The organism is Litchfieldia alkalitelluris (genome assembly GCF_002019645.1).
GTDB lineage: Bacteria > Bacillota > Bacilli > Bacillales > Bacillaceae_L > Litchfieldia > Litchfieldia alkalitelluris.
Window position 1 is genome coordinate 2941264 of the sequence record NZ_KV917374.1, and the last position, 20437, is coordinate 2961700.

Below are 20437 nucleotides of genomic sequence, written 5' to 3' on the forward strand. Positions count from 1 at the left end.
CGATCGCATATGCCTGACGCCGTAGGCTTGACGAGCGCTTTTCTTATTTGGGTGAGTAACCAAATTTAATTCAGGTAGGTGTCCGCCTTTCCATTGTCCACTGATCTGAATAAGATAACATTAGATAGATAAAGGAGGTGTTAAAGAATGAGTGGAGTAGGATACGCAGGAGGATTTGCGTTGATTGTTGTATTATTCATCTTACTCATTATTGTGGGTGCAGGTGGATATGTTGGTGGAGTTTACTAATATAAATAAAATCATCAAAATGTGAAAGGGGGGTTTATGAATGGGCTTCGGATATGGTGCAGGATATGGTTATGGCTATGGTTATGGCGCACAAGCTCCAGTAGCTGGTGCTGGTTACGGTGCTGGTCGTGGTTTTGCGTTAATCGTAGTATTGTTTATCCTTTTAATTATCGTTGGTGCTTCATGGGTAGCATAACGATTATTGCTAGGTAAGTGTAAATAAAAGAACTACCTCCTATCTATGTCTGACTCAAAGAGTTGAATTTAAAGGAAACTAAATCCTTATAAATTCAAATGTCTTTGAGTCAGTTTGTAGTTTGGGGATTCAAAACTTTGATCTGCACATAATCGTCTTTTGTTCTCTTTTAGAGAATGGATCTTAAGTGCATAACAGAGTAAAGATTATGTAATATAGATTTTTACTTTTCTGCGTGTTTTATAAAGGTTAATTCATCTTCAAGTAGACCGCATGCTCCACATTGAACCTTTTGCTTTGGCCCACGGTAAGGAATGTGAAATGGGTCAAGTTCTGATCCGAATTCTTCCAGAATTTCACCAGTAGATCTGTCGACTTTTACTGGTTTTGCAACCTGCTCAATAATATTAAAACGTGTGCGATTTGTTTTACAGTTTGGACATAGGTAAGGACTTGGCATAATCATTCACCTCCGTTGTTATTTACTATTTCCTTTTATGTTAATTTTTATGTTTTCTCATCCTTAATGGTAATCGCTTTTAGTCATAATAGGCTGTTTACATCATAAAATTATTGATACAAATATGTTAGTTAAATTTAAAAACTAACATAAAGCCATTAATTATTATACATAATAGATTTAAAATGCTTTGATAGGAGTTAAATTATGAAAATTAATAATCAACGACATAGCTTTCATGTTTTATTCAACAGATTGTTAGTTTTTATCTTTATATGTAGTGCTTTATTTATACTTATACAGCTAATCCCTGTTAATACAATTAAAGAAACTACATTTAATAAGGAATCAAATAAGCCACTAGTTATAGCACATAGAGGGGGAGCTGGTGTTGCTCCTGAGAATACTCTTTATGCATTTAGAGTATCAGAGCGTTTAGGTGTGGACGCAATCGAATTAGATGTAAGAATGTCCAAGGATGGGGAACTAGTTGTTATACATGATGAAACAGTAGACAGAACGACAAATGGTGTTGGTTTTGTCTCAAATTTAACTTTAAAAGAATTGAAAAGTTTAGATGCTGGCTATCGGTTAAAAATGAGGGATAGAGGATATCCTTTTCGACATAAGGGTATAACCATCCCAACCTTAGAGGAAGTTTTTCAAGAGATAAAACACACTTCAATTGTTCTTGAACTAAAAGATACGAATCCGACAGTGGAAAAAAAGGTAGCAAAATTAATTAAAAAGTATGATATGAAAAAACGGGTTATTGTTGGCTCTTTTAATGATGATAGTATAAAAAGGTTTGCAGACCGCACTGATGGAAAAGTTGCTATAGGAACAGGTTCAAAAGCATTGCGATTTTATGTCATCTTACATAAATTACATTTAGACCGTCTTTACCCACTGAAACGAAACGCCGTTCAGATACCTGTAAAGGTAGGGAATATAAACTTAACGACAGATCGACTAATCAAAACTATTAAAGAAAGGAATATTGCTATTCATTATTGGACAATAAATGATGAAAAAACGATGAAGAAGCTAATCAAAAAGAATGTAGATGGAATTATTACTGATTATCCCAATAAATTGTTAAAGCTTCTAAATGATGATTATAAAGAGATGTAGAATGCAAATATATTGGTTTTAGTTACAACTATTACTATAATTAAGATATAGATAAGGAAGGAGTGGAGAGTTATGGACTCTAAACAACAAAAAGCCACGTTTGCTGGAGGTTGTTTTTGGTGTATGGTAAAGCCATTTGATGAAATGCCTGGTATTATCAAGGTTGAATCGGGTTATACAGGTGGCTGGAAAGAGAACCCTACATATGAAGAGGTCTGTTCGGAAACGACGGGACACTATGAGGCGGTACAAATTACTTTTGACCCTGATGTTTTCCCATACGATGAGCTACTGACATTATACTGGCAACAAATAGATCCTACTGATCCAGGGGGGCAATTCTATGATCGTGGAGGCTCCTATAAAACTGCAATATTTTATCATAACAATTACCAACAGCAGCTTGCAGAAGAATCAAAGAAGAAGTTAGAACAAAGTGGTCGCTTCGCAAAGCCAGTTGTTACTGAAATTCTACCAGCAAAGGAGTTTTATCCCGCAGAGGATTATCATCAACAGTATTACAAAAAAAATCCAGCTCATTATCAAAGATATAGTGTTGGTTCAGGGAGAGTGGCTTTTATCGAAAAGCATTGGGAAGAAAAAAGTAAGAGCGAACTTCGTTCAAAATTAACACCTATACAATATCACGTGACACAAGAAAATGGTACAGAACAACCTTTTCATAATGAATATTGGGATCATCACGGAGAAGGAATTTACGTTGATATTATCTCGGGCAAACCTTTGTTTAGCTCAAAAGATAAGTATGATGCTGGGTGCGGTTGGCCAAGCTTTACAAAACCAATTACACTTGAAGAAGTGGTTGAAAAAGAGGATAACTCGCACGGAATGATTCGTACTGAAGTTCGTAGTAAAAATGCTGATTCACATCTAGGGCATGTTTTTAATGATGGTCCAGGACCATCTGGTCTACGTTACTGTATTAACTCAGCTGCATTAAGATTTGTACCAAAAGAAAACCTCGAAAAAGAGGGATATGGTGATTATTTAAAGTTATTTTAATTGGTGTGAAATGGCTAATGGAATATTTTTCCTTTAGCTATTTTTTATGAGAAAAATGTCGTCATTTGACCGTTTTTGTAATCGTTTACTTTTTTTGATTTTTTGGCGGGAATTTTATGTTTGAATGGTTGACCTTTCCAAAAATGAGTGATATGATAATCACGACCGTTTACTACATATAGGTTTGAATATGAAAATAGGCGTTACTTTTGTACAGAAGACTGTAACATAAGCACGTGTAAGAATTGTATTAAAATTTAGAAAGTGGTTGAACTGGTTAATCTTTGTTTTAATTTTAGGAGGCAAAACTCATGCAAAATGGTAAAGTAAAATGGTTTAACAGTGAAAAAGGTTTCGGATTTATCGAAGTACAAGGTGGAGACGATGTATTCGTACACTTCTCAGCAATCCAAGGTGACGGATTCAAGTCTTTAGACGAAGGTCAAGAAGTTTCTTTCGAAATCGTCGAAGGTAACCGTGGACCACAAGCTGCTAACGTAACAAAGTTATAATTAATAGCAATCATATAAAAAGGGCAGTCCTGTATGGGACTGCTTTTCTGTTTGTTTTTTCTTGTTTAGAACAGCTGTGCAAGAATGTTGGGCGTAAGTGGATTAATAGCGTACCTATGATTTACTTTCATCGTAAACATGGTGGAGTAACTGATCAAAGTGGGCCTATGATTTACTTTCTCAATGTAAAAGAGGTAGTAACTAGATCAAAGCGCATATCGGAACCTAAAAAAGCTTGCAGAAAAAATCACTTTTCTCTACAAGCCTTTGCTATTAAATAATCATTCTATTAATTTTATTATAGGTTATAAATCTTAGAATACTTATCTTCCAAATATTGAACCAAATAAGAAGCATCTAATTCTTCACCAGTAACCTTTTTAATTAACTCAACAGGAGTATACAATTTTCCATATTGGTGAATGTTTTCTCGTAACCACTCACGAATTACTGAAAACTCACCACGTTCAACAACTTCATTGAAGTTCGGAATTTCTTTTAGGATTGTATTTAGCATTTGAGCGGCATATAGATTTCCAAGTGAATAAGAAGGGAAGTAACCAAAACCACCTTGAGACCAATGAACATCTTGAAGAACACCAAGTGTATCTGTTTCAGGGACAACACCCAAATATTCTTGCATTTTTTCATTCCATACTGCTGGTAAGTCTTTTACCTCGATTTCTCCCGCAATCAATCCTTTTTCAATTTCATATCTAATCATAATATGAAGATTGTATGTTAACTCATCCGCTTCAACACGAATGTAGGAAGGCTCGACTAGATTGATTGCTTTATAAAACTCATCAAGTGATACATCATTTAACTGATTAGGGAAGTATCCTTTAAGATCTTCGTAAAAATACGACCAAAACTCATTACTTCTTCCCACCATGTTTTCTAAGAAACGTGACTGTGATTCATGAATTCCAAATGATGCCCCACGACGAATCACTGTTCCTTCATAATCAGGGTTAACACCTTGCTCATAAAGTGCATGACCTGTTTCGTGAATCGTACCAAATATAGCCGAACGAACATTCTCTTTTAAATAGCGTGTGGTAATACGGACATCACTAGTATTAATCGCTAACGCAAAAGGATGTGTAGTTTCATCTAATCTTCCAGCTTCAAGGTCATACCCGAGTTTAGGTAAGATAAATTCATTAAATGTTTTTTGTGTATCAATCTCGTATTCTTTTTCAAATACATCTTTTCTAGGCTGATCGCTTGATTGTTGGATGCGAGTAAGAAGCTCGATACTTTTTTCTCTTAAGTTTGCAAATAGTGGATCTAGTGTTTCTACTGTTAGTCCAGGCTCAAATTCATTAAGAAGTGCATTATATGGATGTCCTTCATACCCATAATACTCAGCAAATTTCTTTTTGAACTCAACCATTTTTTCTAAGTAAGGTTGATAGGTTGCAAAGTCATTATTTTTTCGTGCATCTTCCCATGCATTATTTGCATTGGACATTAATACAACATATTCCTTGTAAACATCTGCTGGAATACTTTTTGAATTTTCATAGTCTGCTTGTCTTTCTCTTACACAAGCTTTAGTCACTTCGTCAAGTTGTTCATGATTTTCAGGCAAAGTTAAAATATGTAGTAGTTGTCCCATTTCCTCTGAAACAGTTAGTTTAAATGACTCAGTTGAAAGGGTCCCAAGAGCTTTAGCAAATATAGGACGACCTTTCTTTGGAGCCTTTGTTCGTTGATCCCAAGCTGCTAAGCCTAACACATTTGAAAAATGGGTGATTTTTTCATCTAATGCTTTAAATTTTGTAATAGCTTCCTGTAAATCTAGTGTAGTTGTTGTTTCTAGCATTAATATCCCTCACTTTATAAAATTTTCAATCTTCTTTAATTATATCAATTTCCTTCGGGAAGCGAAAGTTTAAACTCTATGATTATTTATTCGTCACTTTAAATTCTTGTGTTATTTTTTCTAAAAGAGTAGGATTTGTTAAAATTTCAAAGCCTGTAAGAGCCATTGCTTTAGCACCAAGTATCATTGCTTCTTTGCCTTGCCCGCTTAATGCTGCGTCTCTAAATTCATGTGTATGACAGGCATGTGGTTCATGACAAATTTGTATATAAGGATGAATAGAAGGTACAACATGACTCACATTACCCATATCAAGTGAACCGGCTCCATCAGATCTTTCTGAGATTTCTTCAGGTTTAACACCCAACTCAATAAGTGATCGAGTATATTGATCAGAGAGAGCATTATTGGTAATCATATTGTCATAGGAATACTCGTAATACGATGATTTCACCGTTGTACCGGTCGCAAGTGCTGCACCTTCAGCTGCTTTTTTTACTTTTTCAACAAGGGAATTTACATATTCTCTTGAACGTGCTCTTACATAAAATTGGGCAACCGCATAATCAGGCACAATATTCGCTGCTTTTCCGCCTTCTGGGATAATTCCATGAATTCTTGTATCTGATGTCACATGTTGTCTTAAGGCATTAATACTATTAAACAATTGGATAACAGCATCTAGGGCATTGATTCCTTCATGCGGGCTTGCTGCTGCATGTGCAGCTTTACCGAAGAATTCAAATTGAATCGCATCCATTGCAAGTGAGGAACCACTCTTTTTATGACGATTAAATGGGTGGACCATCATCGCAACATCTAATTGATTAAAAATGCCTTCTTCAGCCATGGTTACTTTACCACCTTTTGTTTCTTCAGCAGGGGTACCATAAACAATAACACGGCCTCCAGTTTCTTGAACGACACTACTTAAACCAATTCCAGAAGCAATGGCCATGGTACCAATTAAGTTATGTCCACACGCATGGCCTAAGTCTGGGAGTGCATCATATTCAGCCATAATACCTATCGTTGGTCCTGGTTTGTTGCTATCAAAAATAGCTTCAAATGCAGTAGGGAGGTTTGATGTCCCAAGACTGACCTGAAATTGATGTTGAGCTAATTTGTCAGTTAATAGCTTGGCTGAGTTGAATTCTTCATGACCTAACTCTGGGTTTTCTCCGATTTGTTGACTGATACTAAAAAAGTCTTCACGGTTCTTTTCAATAATCTCTAATATTTGATTTTTCATGTTTTTCCTTCTTTCTTAAATACTTATCATAATATCTTACTAATAAAAGTATTTTAATGTAAAATAATCTTAATACTTATAGTATTCTAGTAATCATATTAACAGAAAAAGAGGAAAAAATAGAATGGAAACTGGAAAAAATCAATTTGTACATACTAGAGGATTGGTTATGGTAATGGTTGGCGCTATGCTTTGGGGGCTTTCCGGTACAGCAGCACAATATTTGTTTCAAACCGTTAATATAACAGCAGAATGGTTGGTCACGGTGAGGATGCTCATATCTGGTATGTTATTACTGCTTTTTGCCGGATTTAAGGGGAAGGGTATTTGGAGCGTGTGGAAATCTAGAAAAGTAGCATTTCAATTCCTATTGTTTGGCATCTTAGGAATGCTAGGTGTGCAATATACTTATTTTGCTTCAATTGCTACAGGAAATGCTGCGACTGCTACAATTCTTCAATATTTAGCACCAGTATTTATTGTTTTATTTTTTATTATAAAAATACGGAAATTACCTACCACTACCATCTTTTTATCTATTGTTTTAGCTCTATTAGGTACCGTATTACTTATTACAAACGGTAGCTTTTCTGGATTGACTGTACCATTAATTTCAGCGGTATGGGGTATTTTATCAGGTGTAGCATTAGCATTTTATACGATCTATTCCGCTACACTTTTAAAGGTATGGGATTCGCTTATTGTAACAGGTTGGGGAATGGTAATTGGTGGTTTGACGATTAGTTTTTTTACAACGCCATGGGAAACCGGATATGTTGAGTGGTCCATAACTGCTGTTTTACTTATTTTATTTGTTATCTTTTTTGGGACATTGGTAGCTTTTTATCTTTATATTGGAAGTTTAAAGTATGTCACAGCTGAGGAAGCAAGCATTTTATCGAGTGTTGAACCTTTAGCTGCCTGTCTAGCAGCAATTATCTTCCTTAATTTGTCACTTGGTATGGTTCAAATGATAGGTGGACTATTTGTAATTATTACAGTTTCAATTTTATCCATCAAAAAGAAAAAAGTAATCATAGATACAAATGCAGGGTAAACCAAAACTCGGTTTACCCTTAGTTAACTACTTTTGATATAATTTCGTAAACTGTTCTTGAAGTAATCGTGTAATAGGTTTACGAAGTGGTAGTGTATGTTGATTAACTATCGCAATTGGTTGAACCTCTAAAGATGTACTTGTAATAAAAGCTTCATCAGCGTCTAATAAGAATTGTTCATTAAACTCTTTTTCAATTACTTGTAGATTATTTTCTTGTGCAAGCGTAAAAACTGTGGCACGGGTAATCCCATGTAATATTTTCTTTGTAGCAGGTGGGGTATATACTATTCCGTCTTTTACAACAAAAATATTACTACTAGATCCTTCTGTAATGAAAGAATCTTTAACAAAAATCGCCTCATCAAAACCGTTAATAACTGCATTTTGTTTTGCTAATACATTAGGTAACAAATTTAGAGATTTAATATAGCAGTTTGCCCATCTTTCATCCTCTGTTAAAACTACTGAAATTCCTTTTTCACGTTTCTCCACATTAGTTTGCCTTGCGGGTTTGACCGTCATCGCTAATTGGGGTACAACATCCGGAAAATAATGAGTTCTAGGAGCAATCCCTCTAGTGATTTGTATGTAGACCTCAACTTCTTTTATGGTAGAGCGCTTGATACCCTCTTTCATTAATTCTAGCAAATCTGTTATTTCTAAAGGTAGTTTTAATTGTATCGCATCAGCACTTTTCTGAAGACGCGCTAAGTGTTCCTCAGCTAAAAATAATTCCCCGTTGTATACTCTTATAACCTCATATACGCCATCGCCAAATTGATGACCGCGTTCTTGAATAGGTATGACTTTGGTATCAATATTAATGAATTCTCCATTATAATAAGCTATTTCCATCTGAATTCTCCTTTTTTGTAAGCATTTGCATATAGTTTTTTAATGAATGTAAGTGATTTCCGTTTTTACCTGTAGTTGCACTAGCCGCAAGCATGGAGTTAATAATCGCTTCTTCTGTTGCATCTGCCACAGCAATAAAGGCTTGGTCAAGATCCTCTTCATGGATATTAATGATTTGGTGGAGTTGTTTATTTGAGTAGTGGTTTATTTGGTTTCTCGTTGAAAATCCAATAAAAACATCACCACTACCATGACCAATATATGAGCCTGTCCGGCTAAGTCCAACAGTTATTCTTTTTAACAATCTATGTATTTGTCTGCTTGAAGCGGGTAAATCAGTTGCCAACACAATAATAACAGAACCTTTATCGCGGCTAAATGAAGTAGATTGTTCAACTACTTGTTTAAGATCTAAGCCGACTTTTTTTCCATCAATTTGTAAATGCTCAAGCTGACCAAAGTTAGTTAGAGCTAAAACACCTAATGTATATGTACCATGTTCATATTCAATAAGCCTTGAGGATGATCCTATTCCCCCTTTTAGACCAAAACATTTCATCCCAGTGCCAGCACCAACATTTCCTTCAGCAAAATTGATAGAGGTATTTTGTAACGCCTCAAAAACATGTGCTTCTTGAACGGCAAAAGAACGAATGTCGTTTAAGAACATATCATTGCACTCGGCAACTACTGCATTTACAGTCCCTGTTGTTGCGCCAATATCATGATTTTGTTCAAGCATATATTTCAAAAGGGCAGTTGAGCATGTTCCAACACTAAAGGTGTTAGTTAAGAGAATAGGAGTTTCAATCGTACCAAGTTCGTTAATCTGAATGGTCCCAACTGTTTTGCCAAAACCATTTAAAACATAGGTACTAGCTACTACCTTGTTTTTGAAAATATTACCTTGATGAGGAAATATAGATGTGACTCCAGTCTGAATTGATCCATTACTTAATGTTGAATGACCTACTGTCACTCCCTCTAAATCCGTAATTTTATTTAAGGTACCTGTGGGTAAGGAGCCGATTTTTATTCCATAGTCTTGTAAACGGTTCATTGCTACCTCCATGTTTAACAATTATTAAATGATAAGAGATTTATTATAATGATTACACGATAAATGAAGAAAATCAATTTTAAAATTAGTATGTTTTTTTGGAAATTTTATAAAGACCATATAAATCTATTGATAATTTACTCATTAAGAGTGTCGAGTGGCTATGAAGAATAGGGTTTAGTGATTTAAAAGGAACTTTTAATCCTTTAAGAGGAATGTTATAGAATGTGTTGAATTTATTAAGAATGGTAAATAAATTTTGAAAGTGAGGAAGACCTATTGAATATTCTTATATTAGGTGGATCCAGGTTTCTTGGTTATCATTTAGTGAAAGAGGCAGTAAATAGAGGGCATGAGGTAACTATTTTCAATCGAGGTATTTCTGAAACACAAGATCTACCTAATCATGTTGAAATTCTAAAAGGTGACCGAAATGGTGATTTAACACCTCTAAAAGATCGTTCTTGGGATATTGTCATCGATACATCTGGCTATATCCCTAGACTGGTAAAAAATTCTGCTGAACTACTGTCACAGAACACCGATTTATACGTATTCATATCAAGCATTTCAGTTTACAACGATTTTTCAGTTCCTAAAATTTCAGAAGACGCACCTGTTTTAACCCTTGAAGATCCTACTATTGAAGAAGTAAATGGTGATACGTATGGTCCACTAAAAGCACTATGTGAAAACGAAGTCGAGAAAGCGTTTGCGAATCGAGCGTTAATTATTCGTCCAGGACTAATCGTTGGCCCGGATGACTATACTGACCGTTTTACATATTGGCCAAGAAGAATATCTGAAGGTGGAGAAGTACTTGTTCCAGGTGATAAACCGGGGTCTAATGTGCAGTTTATAGATGTAAGAGATCTTGCCACTTTCACCCTAATGATGGCTGAAGGAAAAAAGAATGGTGTTTACAATGTTACAGGACCAACCAGTGCCTTAACTTTTGAAGAGTTTATGATGGAATGCAAAAAGGCAACAGCCAGTAATGCAAATTTCACTTGGGTTAGTGAGGAGTTTTTAGAAGAGCACCAAGTAGGGCCATGGGTAGAATTACCCCTATATCTTCCAAGTAAAATGAATATGGCAGGAATGTTAGATGTTGATATTACAAAAGCCTTTGAAGAAGGGTTAAGCATTAGGCCGTTAAATGAAACAATTCAGGATACAATTGAATGGGACCGTCAACGACTCTTAAAGGAAGATGATAGAAAAGCTGGTCTTAAAAAAGAAAAAGAACAATCATTATTAAATGAGTCGAAACGTTCATTAGCTTAATAAGAAAATCCCCCTAGGAAGTTAGTTATGTCAATTTTCTAAGGGGCTTTTTTTGTGTGTGGACTGTTTCGCATTGTATATCTTATGAACATTAACAAAAGATATAAATATCGAGCTTAGGTAAAGAAGGTGTTTTAAATGAGTAGAACATATGATTGTGTCATCGTTGGTGGAGGAATTGCCGGTCTTCAAGCAGGCATCCAACTCGGAAGATATCAACATCAAACGGTAGTTATTGATTCGAACAATGGTAGGTCAACGTTATGTCGGAATTATCATAATATTTTAGGATGGCCCAATGGTGTTAGTGGTGAGACGCTAAGGAATCTAGGGGAGATGCAGGCATCAAGCTATGGGGTCCAAATAATTAAAGATAAGGTAGTTGATATCGCAATTGAGAATACCGGTATATTGCAAATAACCTGTCATTCCGGTGATAAATATTTTGCGAAGAAAGTATTACTTGCTACAGGTGTTATGGATCGTTTGCCTGAAATTAATCATCTGATCCCATGCCTAGGTTTATCGGTTTATGTTTGCCCTGACTGTGATGGCTATGAGGTTAGAAATAAAAAAACAATTGTACTAGGAGCGGGTAAAACCGGTGCAAATTTAGCAAAAACAATAAAACAATGGACAAACTCTATTGTTTATGTCAATCATGATGGTGATGACGTGGATGATGAGACGAAAAAAGTCCTTAAGGATCAAGGAATTGAGTATATTAAAGAACCTATCGATTCTATTTTAACTGGGACAAATGAAACAGCGATCGAAGGTATCAAGTTAACATCCGGAAAAGTCATTGAAGGAGAAAAGGGCTTTATCGCCTTTGGCGGCAATGAAGTAAGAACAGATTTAGTCAAAAGCTTAGGGATAGAAAGAATGGAAAATAAGCACATCACCGTTGATCCTAGAACCAAAAAGACTAGTCATCCTAACGTTTGGGCTGCTGGAGATATTGCCGTTCATTCGGAACAAGTGACGATTGCTATGGGTGACGGGATGCAAGCAGCAATATGGATACATAAAAGCCTAATGGAGGATCAACAGAAACCATAAAAATATTTAAGTGAACAAGCTACAAAGAGGAAGTATATTGGTTAATCTGACATATATTTTAATAATGCTTTATTAAGACCTGCTTTTCTATGATAGGGGGATATCATTGAAAAAGACAAACTTAATTAAACCAATATTAGATAAAGATTATCCAATGATTAGCTATGGTTCTGGTGTATATCTTTATGATAGTTCAGGTAAAAAGTATCTTGATGGTTCCTCTGGAGCTGTTACAGCTAGTATTGGCCATGGTGTACCTGAAATCATACAAACTATGAATGAACAAGCAAACAAGGTGTCATTTATATACCGATCTCAATTCTCAAGTGAACCCGCCGAAACGTTAGCAACGAAATTAGCGGAAATAACAAGTGAGCATTTTAATTGGACCTTTTTTGTTAACAGTGGATCTGAAGCAACTGAAACCGCTATGAAAATCGCAATTCAATATTGGCAAGAAAAAGGATATCAAGGTAAAAATAAAATCATCTCACGCTGGATGAGTTATCATGGTATAACCCTTGGTGCATTATCAATGTCGGGTCATTCTGTTAGAAGGGCCCGCTTTGTTCCTCTATTAGAAGACTTCCCAACAATTAACCCACCTTATTGCTTTCGTTGTCCTTATCATTTAACCTATCCAACTTGCAATACCCTTTGTGCACTTGAATTGGAGCAAGCCATTCAACGAATTGGGTCAGAACACATTGCTGCTTTTATTGCTGAGCCTATTATAGGTGCAGCAGGTGGTGGTATTGTTGCTCCAGAGGGTTATTTAAAAAAAATCCAAGAAATATGTGTAAAGAACAATATATTATTTATTGCTGATGAAGTAATGACAGGGATAGGACGTACCGGAAAAATGTTTGGGATGGAGCACTGGGGTGTTCAGGCAGATATTGTGGCCTTAGGAAAAGGTATGAGTGCGGGCTATACACCAATTGCTGCAACACTTGTATCTGATAAAGTTATTGAGCCGATTCTTTCTGGGTCGAAACTAGTTATGAGTGGACATACGTATAGTGCCAATCCACAATCTTGTGCTACCTCACTTGCTGTGATTAATTATATTGAAAATAATAACTTAGTAAAAAATGCAGAAATGATGGGTAATTATCTTTTTTCAAAATTAAAATTACTAGAAAAAAAGGTTACAAGTATAGGAGACATCCGTGGGAAGGGATTATTAATGGGAATTGAGTTTGTATCTGACCGAGATAACAAAGTACCCTTTAAAAGAGAAATTTCCTTAACCACTAAATTGATCGAAAGAGCACAGGAGAATGGTTTGTTATTGTACCCAGCAAATGCTGGAATTGAGGGTGTAGGTGGAGATGCTATCTTGGTTGCACCGCCATTAACGATACAAGAAGCTGAAATTGATAAACTTGTTAGTTTACTAGAGAAAACACTTTTAGAGTTGGAACATACGCTCTAGAGATTCTAGGAGGGGAAAATATGAATGATAATCCCTATTCAAAAATGATTAGTTTAGAGGAAGCAGTATCATATATAACAGATGGTTGTACTTTAATGTACGGTGGATTTGGTGGAGTTGGAAGTCCTCCATCAATTATTGAAGAAATCATAGATAAAGAGATTTCGGAATTAATTTTAATAGGAAATGATGCAGGGTTTCCGGATATTGGTATTGGAAGACTCATAAGTAAACACCGCGTGAAACATCTAATTGCGTCCCATATTGGCTCAAATCCAGTGGCTGGGAAGTTAATGAATGAAGGGAAGCTTGAAGTTGAATTTTCGCCACAAGGAACACTTGCTGAAAGAATAAGAGCGGGTGGTGTAGGAATAGGCGGTGTGTTAGTGGATATAGGAATTGATAATGAAATTGTTAATAATGGCAAGCAATTAATCACTACAAATAACGGAACATATATGATAGAAACTGCTTTAAAGTCAGATGTATCAATAGTATTTGCAAAAAAAGCAGATCCGTTTGGAAATCTTATTTATGATAAAACCGCTCGAAATATGAATCCGCTTGTAGCTATGGCAGGTAATGTCACAATAGCTGAAGTAGAGGAAATCGTACCACTAGGTGAATTAAATCCGGAGGAAATAATAACCCCTGGTATTTTTGTAGATAAGATTGTCGTTAGTAAAGGAGTGAATTGGAAGTGGGTATGGCAAAGGACATAAGAGAAAAAATTGCCAAACGAGCTGCTAAGGAAATTAAAGGTGGAGACATTGTAAATCTAGGAATAGGAATTCCCTCACTCGTTCCTAATTATTTACCCAAGGACTTACCCGTAATGGTTCAGGCGGAAAATGGTGTTCTTGGAATCGGAGGAACTCCTGTTCAAGGTGATGAGAATGAAAACCTTTGTAATGCGGCTGGATATCCGGTCTTAACGGTTAATGGGGCCTCTTATATGGATAGCGGAATTGCTTTCGGAATGATTCGAAAAGGACTTATTGATATTACCATTTTAGGATCTCTACAGGTTAGTCAGAATGGTGATTTAGCGAATTGGATTGTCCCGGGTAAGCGTGTGCCAGGAATGGGTGGGGCAATGGAATTAGCACAAAAAGCAAAGAAGGTAATTGTTGTTATGAGTCATGTTGATAAAGAAGGTTATCCAAAAATAGTCAAACATTGTATCTTACCGTTAACATCAGAAAAGTGTGTGGACTTAATTATCACGGATATGGCGGTAATAGAAGTAGAAGAAGCAGGCTTAAAATTAACTGAAGTTATGAAACCTTATAAAGTTGAAGATATTTTGAAAAATACTGATGCGAATCTACTAATCTCAGATTCTTTAATACATTCTTGATTTATTAAAAGGAGAGGATTATCTGATGGATTACAAGTCTTCCATCCATAACTCGATCAAGAATAACCGTTTAAAAGGAATTAATTTATTAAAAAAATTAGTACTTGAAGAAAGTACTCAAGGAAAAGAAACCTCAGCTCAAGCAATCATTATCGAAAAATGCAGAGAATTATCCCTTAAAATTGACATTTGGGAACCAGGCGGGAATCAACTTTTTAATCATTCTGCATTTGTATCTCCAAGAAGCAATTTTGCAGGAAGCCCGAATGTTGTGGCAGTCTTACAGGGAACAGGCGGTGGGCGGTCAATGATATTGAATGGGCATATCGATGTTGTCCCAGAAGGAAATCCTGATCAGTGGAAGGAAGATCCCTATTCAGGGTTGATAAAGGATGGGAAATTATTTGGAAGAGGTTCAACTGATATGAAAGGCGGTAATGTGGCTCTCCTTCTCGCGATAGAAGCGATTATACAAACAGGAATAAAGCTAAAAGGAGATGTGATCTTTCAAAGTGTGATTGAGGAGGAAAGTGGGGGAGCAGGAACCTTGGCTGCAATATTAAGGGGTTATCAAGCAGATGGTGCGATTATCCCTGAACCGACAAATATGAGAATTTTTCCGAAACAACAGGGTTCTCTATGGTTTCGACTTTTTGTTCAAGGACGTTCAGCCCATGGTGGTACAAGATACGAAGGAGTAAGTGCTCTTGAGAAATCAATGATTGTTATAAAAGCAATCCTAGATTTAGAAAAAGAAAGAAACGAAAATATCACTGATCCACTATACCATGGTATTCCAATCCCAGTTCCAATTAATATAGGAACAATAAAAGGGGGTTCCTGGCCATCTTCTGTTCCTGATTCGATTGTTATGGAGGGGAGAATGGGTGTGATTCCTGAAGAAACAGTGGAACAAGCAAAGAATATGTTTGAGACTGCCCTAGGGCAAATTGGAGAAGAGGACAACTGGTTTGAGGAACATCCCATTGTTGTAGAATGGTGGGGGGCGAGGTGGATACCAGGAATGATAGCAGAAAACCACGAGTTATTAACAAGCTTAAAAACAGCTTACAATCAAGTGTTAAATAAGGAACCTGTCATAGAAGCTTCTCCGTGGGGAACAGATGCAGGGTTATTGACACGGGTTGGGAATATACCTTCTGTTGTGTTTGGCCCTGGTACCACTGAAGTGGCCCATTTTCCAAATGAGTATATTGAATTAGAGCGTATGTTTGACTGTGCAGAAATCATCGCTCTTACATTAATTGATTGGTGTGGAGTATCTGATTGATAATAGACGATTTGTTGCAGCCTTTACAATTTTTAAAATTGTGAAGGCTTTTTAATGTTTGAACTTCACATAATTATAGTCAGTATCGGTAATAATTTAAAGAACAGGTATTTGTTGGATAAAATGAGGTGCTTGGATGGTTACTTTTTCTTTTATTTTGATTATTGTTTCATTCTTTGGATTACTTGCAACAATAGACAGTTTCTTTTATGAAATTACGTTTTTACAATCATTAATGGAAAATATAGCACCAAAAGCTGAAACAAGGAGATATCAAGTAACAACCTTTTTAATTTTAGGCTTTTTTTATAGTTGTTTTGTTGATTATCGTCTAAAGAAAAGTAAGCAATAGTTATTAGTTAGAGAGGTACAAATGATGATACCTAAGTTAACCGAAAAAATATCACTATGGCAGCTGTTTATTTTAATTTATGTTTTTGAAATAGGAAGTTCTGTTGTTGTTGATATCGGAAGTGATGCAAAACAAGATGCTTGGATTGCTATTTTATTAGCTACTGGTATAGGCGCAGTCACTATTGTTTTTTATCATTACCTATTAAATAAAAAAGAGGGGAAAAACCTTTTTGAGCTCTTTGAATTTTGTTTTGGTAAGTATATAAGTAAAGTGTTTACCTTCGGATATATTATTTATTTTTTTTATATCGCCTCTAGAGTTATGAGAGATTTTGGAGAATTACTTGTATCATCTATCTTTGAGAAAACACCTATCGAATTTATTTCTATTACAATTACACTCGTCATTATATATCTTTTATATCTTGGAATTGAAGTTCTGGGTAGAACTTCTGAAATCTTCTTACCTTATGTTTTTTTCTTTTTAATCATGGTTGGTTTATTTATTTTATTTTCAGGTGAAATTCAATTTGAAAATTTACAACCCGTTCTTGCTGAGGGAATTGGTCCAGTGATAAAAGCAGTATTTCCACAGCTGATGACATTTCCTTTTGGAGAGGTTGTTGCATTTATGACGATTATTCCGTATGTTTCTTCCTTTAAACATGCCAAAAAGGTAAGTGTTGTTGCAATTTTATTTTCTGGACTGATGTTAACATACACAACTATTGTTTTAATAACAACTCTTGGAGCTGAAATGAAGGCACGAGCTACTTTTCCGCTTTTATCAGCAGCAAGGGAGATTTCACTATTAAAATTTATTGAACGTGTTGATTTAATTGTTGTGTTCGTTGTGATGTTTGGAATTATTGTGAAGGTCAGTGTTTATTTTTTTGCTGGCTTAAAGGGCTTGGAACATCTCTTTTCAATTCCCTATCGAGCCTTTATCTTTCCAATGGGCACAATCATTGCATTTATTTCGATTGCGATTTCACATAATTTTGCTGAACATATTGAAGAAGGTCTGGTATTTGTACCATATTACCTTCATCTTCCGTTTCAATATTTTATTCCGCTCTTACTTTTACCTTTCCTATTATGGAAGACGAGACAGAAAAATAAGAAGGTGAATAAATAATGGATAATATGAACTCCTTTTTTAAAAGAAGAAAAAATAAACAAAGAGATAAAACAACGAGTGATGAAATTGTCTCGGATGGAGATAAAAAGAAAATTTCAACAGACCTTGATGAAAATAAAAAATTCTTACAAAATGAATTTGGTCAATCATTAGACTTTAAACTCGAGGATGTTACTGTTGGAAACAAAAAAGGGTTTGTTTGTTATTTAGATACGATGATAGCAAAAAACAAGCTAACCGAACAGGTTTACCAACCAATTGAGGAAATGAATAATGACGAAAACATCAACCTAACTAATGATACAATTGAAAAATATCGTAAAGACTTTTTTCCCGGCATTACATTTCATTATAGTAAAGAGAAAAATGAATTAGTATGGAGTATACTTTCAGGCTATACAGCTTTAGTAATTGATGGTGTAACAACTTCGTTGGCATTAGAAGTGATTAATGAGGACAGGAGAGCAATTGAGGAACCATCTACTCAAACAATAATTAGAGGACCTAAAGAGGGATTTACTGAGCTTTTAAATACTAACATCAGTCTTATTAGAAGAAGATTAAAAAACCAAAATCTGCGTTTTGAGAACTTTGTAATTGGAAAAGATACTCGAACTTCTGTTGCATTAGGGTATGTGGATGGCATTATAAATAAAGATATATTGAGTGAATTGAAGAATAGATTAAACAAAATCGATGCATCATTAATCTTAGATTCAGGAAATATTGAGGAGTATATTGTTGATAAAACGTATACTCCTTTTCCACTAACCTACAGTACAGAAAGACCGGATGCCATCACTTCTCAGCTTGTAGAGGGAAAGGCTATTCTTATTGTTGATGGTAGCCCGTTCGTACTATCTGTCCCAACAGTATTCACTGATTTTTTTCAGGCAAGCGAAGATCACTATATGCCGTTTTTTATGGGAACTTTTTTAAGAATGCTTCGCTATATTTCATTTATGGTAGCTCTTGTACTTCCTTCTTTATATGTTGCAATTACGACTTTTCATCATGAATTATTACCAACTGAATTGCTTATCAGTGTACAAGCGCAAAGAGAAGGAGTACCATTTCCGGCTGTTGTCGAGATTTTTATGATGGAATTAACCTTTGAAGTATTGCGAGAAGCTGGGATTAGGATGCCTAGAGCAGTAGGTCAAACTGTTTCAATTGTTGGTGCTCTAGTATTAGGACAAGCCGCCGTTGAAGCGGGATTAGTTTCTAATGTATTAGTAATTATCGTTGCTTTTACAGCCATTGCAAGTTTTGTTTCTCCAGTTTTTAATTTCTCAATCGCAACTAGATTATTAAGGTTTGTCCTCATTTTATTGGCTGCCTTTTTAGGCCTTTATGGTGTGTTATTGGGTCTTGTACTAATGGTTATCCATTTAACAAGTTTACGTTCATTTGGAATTCCATATTTAACACCCGTTGCTCCATTATTAGTTGAAGACCAAATGGATGTGTTTCTTCGTTTACCAATTTGGGCGAATAAAAGAAGACCTACGTATTTAAAACAAGAAGCGCCAGTTAAGAAAAAAAATTCAACCAATCCTTCTCCACCCAAACCGAATAAAGGTGATGAAAAATGAAAAAAGCTACGTTAATATTTCTGGTTTTTTCAATGCTGTCGGGATTAGCTGGATGTTGGGATAGTAAAGAGTTAAATGAAGTCTCAATTGTTACAGGTATGGCGATTGAAAAGGGAGAAGACGCAAAGTATAAGTTATCAGCTGAGGTGATTAATGCTTCTGAATTTGCTCATAACGGTGGTATGGGAGATGCTCCATCCATTGTGTATCAACTAGAAGGTAACTCAATTTCTGAATTGGCAGATAAGCTTAATAAAGGTTTTACCCGAAAGTTAATCTACTCACATACTCGTGTGATTGTAATTGACGAAGATTTAGCCCGAGAAGGGATATTTGGATTCTTTGATTTTCTTGAAAGAAGTGGCGAGATTCGAAATGATTTTAATATCTTAATTTCAAAAGGTGTGAAAGCGTCTGATGTTATTAAGACAACTTATCCTTCTAAAAAGAGTCCATCAATGAAAATCAATAGTCAAGCTGAAACGTTCCAAGAAGAATGGGGGGGAGATCCGCGGTTAAGATTGACTGATTTTATCGAGGCGTTTATGTCAAAAGGGAGACAACCTGTTGCTACAGCAATCACTATTCAAGGTGATCCCAAAAAAGGGAGCAGTGCAGAAAATAATAAAAACCTAACCCCTGAAGCACTGGTTGTTTTTGATGGCATGGCAATTTTTAAAGATGATAAACTGCAAGGTTATTTATCCGTTGAAGATACAAGAAATTTCCTCTTTGTAAAAAATTTAGAGCAAACAACCGTAACAGTCCCTTGTTCAGACAAAGAAGAAGATAAAGATAAATATCTCGATTTAAGAATTACCCACTCACATCCTATTAGAAACGTTGTTTATAAAGGAGATACCCCAGAAATAAACATAACAATTAAGGCCGAAGCGAACCTTCAAGGGACGCAATGCAAAGATCCTTTAACTAAAATTGACACTTATAAGAAGTTTGAAAAAAACTTATCAGATTTTATTGAGAATGAAGTAGAAGGAACTATTAAGAAAGTGCAAGAAGATTTTCAAGTTGACATATTTGGATTTGGTGAAGACTTGCGTCGAAGCAATTATAAAAAGTTTAAAGAAGTTGAAAAAAATTGGGATGAAGAGTTTTCAAGGGCAAAAATAAATGTAAATGCACATGGATTTTTAAGAAGGTCTGGCATAAGAAATGACAGCTTTTTAACGGAACTTGAAAAGGAGGGTTAACTACTCTCCTTTTGTTTTTCCAAAAAAAAGAATAACAAGTAACCATGAAAAATAACATATAGTAAT

Annotated in this window: 21 protein-coding genes; 16 read left to right on the plus strand and 5 right to left on the minus strand. The window is 35.5% G+C overall.

Annotated elements, in window-relative coordinates; translation table 11 throughout:
- Positions 1–147: 147 nt before the first annotated feature.
- Together BK579_RS13670 and BK579_RS13675 are read left to right on the plus strand one after the other, a co-directional pair.
- Complete coding sequence (locus BK579_RS13670; RefSeq protein ID WP_078546307.1) at positions 148–249, plus strand: YjcZ family sporulation protein; 102 nt, start codon at positions 148–150, stop codon at positions 247–249.
- 40 nt (positions 250–289) lie between these two features.
- Positions 290–445: a YjcZ family sporulation protein gene (locus BK579_RS13675; protein ID WP_078546309.1), complete on the plus strand. Its 156-nt coding sequence runs from the start codon at positions 290–292 to the stop codon at positions 443–445.
- Positions 446–668: 223 nt separating this feature from the next.
- On the opposite strand, the gene BK579_RS13680 is transcribed toward BK579_RS13675, so the two are convergent.
- A complete protein-coding gene (locus BK579_RS13680) occupies positions 669–905 on the minus strand; it encodes a DNA alkylation repair protein (RefSeq protein WP_078546311.1) in 237 nt (78 codons plus the stop codon).
- Positions 906–1112: 207 nt separating this feature from the next.
- Between BK579_RS13680 and BK579_RS13685 the strand changes: the two genes are divergently transcribed.
- The 3 genes from BK579_RS13685 (at position 1113) to cspD (ending at position 3574) form a co-directional block, all read left to right on the plus strand.
- On the plus strand, positions 1113–2039 hold the full coding sequence (locus BK579_RS13685) for a glycerophosphodiester phosphodiesterase family protein (protein ID WP_078546313.1): 927 nt from the start codon (positions 1113–1115) through the stop codon (positions 2037–2039).
- A 72-nt stretch (positions 2040–2111) separates the two neighbouring features.
- On the plus strand, positions 2112–3062 hold the full coding sequence (gene msrB / locus BK579_RS13690) for a peptide-methionine (R)-S-oxide reductase MsrB (protein WP_078546315.1): 951 nt from the start codon (positions 2112–2114) through the stop codon (positions 3060–3062).
- A 311-nt stretch (positions 3063–3373) separates the two neighbouring features.
- Positions 3374–3574, plus strand: a complete 201-nt coding sequence (gene cspD / locus BK579_RS13695) for a cold-shock protein CspD (RefSeq protein WP_078546317.1) — start codon at positions 3374–3376, stop codon at positions 3572–3574.
- A gap of 298 nt (positions 3575–3872) precedes the next feature.
- On the opposite strand, the gene BK579_RS13700 is transcribed toward cspD, so the two are convergent.
- Together BK579_RS13700 and BK579_RS13705 are read right to left on the minus strand one after the other, a co-directional pair.
- A complete protein-coding gene (locus BK579_RS13700; protein WP_078546318.1) occupies positions 3873–5405 on the minus strand; it encodes a carboxypeptidase M32 in 1533 nt (510 codons plus the stop codon).
- Between the two features lie 82 nt (positions 5406–5487).
- Positions 5488–6657, minus strand: coding sequence for a M20 family metallopeptidase (locus tag BK579_RS13705; protein WP_078546320.1), 1170 nt, complete (start codon positions 6655–6657; stop codon positions 5488–5490).
- Between the two features lie 124 nt (positions 6658–6781).
- Here BK579_RS13705 and BK579_RS13710 point away from each other — a divergent pair, with 124 nt between their 5' ends.
- Positions 6782–7714 carry an EamA family transporter gene (locus BK579_RS13710; protein ID WP_078546322.1) on the plus strand — a complete coding sequence of 311 codons (933 nt, stop codon included), beginning with the start codon at positions 6782–6784 and terminating at the stop codon, positions 7712–7714.
- A gap of 27 nt (positions 7715–7741) precedes the next feature.
- On the opposite strand, the gene dat is transcribed toward BK579_RS13710, so the two are convergent.
- A complete protein-coding gene (dat, locus tag BK579_RS13715; RefSeq protein ID WP_078546324.1) occupies positions 7742–8572 on the minus strand; it encodes a D-amino-acid transaminase in 831 nt (276 codons plus the stop codon).
- The gene (locus tag BK579_RS13720; protein WP_078546326.1) at positions 8553–9632 is read right to left on the minus strand and encodes a DmpA family aminopeptidase; all 1080 of its coding nucleotides are present in this window, start codon (positions 9630–9632) and stop codon (positions 8553–8555) included. The genes dat and BK579_RS13720 overlap by 20 nt, the downstream gene beginning before the upstream one ends.
- A gap of 279 nt (positions 9633–9911) precedes the next feature.
- Here BK579_RS13720 and BK579_RS13725 point away from each other — a divergent pair, with 279 nt between their 5' ends.
- The 10 genes from BK579_RS13725 (at position 9912) to BK579_RS13770 (ending at position 20371) form a co-directional block, all read left to right on the plus strand.
- Positions 9912–10919 (plus strand): SDR family oxidoreductase, encoded by a 1008-nt coding sequence (locus tag BK579_RS13725; protein WP_078546328.1) that lies wholly within the window; start codon positions 9912–9914, stop codon positions 10917–10919.
- A gap of 138 nt (positions 10920–11057) precedes the next feature.
- The gene (locus BK579_RS13730) at positions 11058–11981 is read left to right on the plus strand and encodes an NAD(P)/FAD-dependent oxidoreductase (protein ID WP_078546330.1); all 924 of its coding nucleotides are present in this window, start codon (positions 11058–11060) and stop codon (positions 11979–11981) included.
- Positions 11982–12087: 106 nt separating this feature from the next.
- Complete coding sequence (locus BK579_RS13735; protein WP_078546332.1) at positions 12088–13419, plus strand: aspartate aminotransferase family protein; 1332 nt, start codon at positions 12088–12090, stop codon at positions 13417–13419.
- 20 nt (positions 13420–13439) lie between these two features.
- Positions 13440–14141 (plus strand): CoA transferase subunit A, encoded by a 702-nt coding sequence (locus BK579_RS13740; protein ID WP_078546334.1) that lies wholly within the window; start codon positions 13440–13442, stop codon positions 14139–14141.
- Positions 14126–14779, plus strand: a complete 654-nt coding sequence (locus BK579_RS13745; protein ID WP_407936273.1) for a 3-oxoacid CoA-transferase subunit B — start codon at positions 14126–14128, stop codon at positions 14777–14779. The genes BK579_RS13740 and BK579_RS13745 overlap by 16 nt, the downstream gene beginning before the upstream one ends.
- Before the next feature lie 22 nt (positions 14780–14801).
- On the plus strand, positions 14802–16070 hold the full coding sequence (locus BK579_RS13750) for a peptidase (protein ID WP_407936274.1): 1269 nt from the start codon (positions 14802–14804) through the stop codon (positions 16068–16070).
- Between the two features lie 136 nt (positions 16071–16206).
- Positions 16207–16422: a hypothetical protein gene (locus BK579_RS13755; protein WP_078546340.1), complete on the plus strand. Its 216-nt coding sequence runs from the start codon at positions 16207–16209 to the stop codon at positions 16420–16422.
- 24 nt (positions 16423–16446) lie between these two features.
- Entirely contained in the window at positions 16447–17562 is a 1116-nt protein-coding gene (locus tag BK579_RS13760) for a GerAB/ArcD/ProY family transporter (protein ID WP_078546342.1), read from the plus strand.
- Positions 17562–19160 carry a spore germination protein gene (locus tag BK579_RS13765; RefSeq protein WP_078546344.1) on the plus strand — a complete coding sequence of 533 codons (1599 nt, stop codon included), beginning with the start codon at positions 17562–17564 and terminating at the stop codon, positions 19158–19160. The genes BK579_RS13760 and BK579_RS13765 overlap by 1 nt, the downstream gene beginning before the upstream one ends.
- Positions 19157–20371 carry a Ger(x)C family spore germination protein gene (locus BK579_RS13770; RefSeq protein WP_078546346.1) on the plus strand — a complete coding sequence of 405 codons (1215 nt, stop codon included), beginning with the start codon at positions 19157–19159 and terminating at the stop codon, positions 20369–20371. Before BK579_RS13765 ends, BK579_RS13770 begins: the two co-directional genes overlap by 4 nt.
- Positions 20372–20437 lie beyond the last annotated feature (66 nt).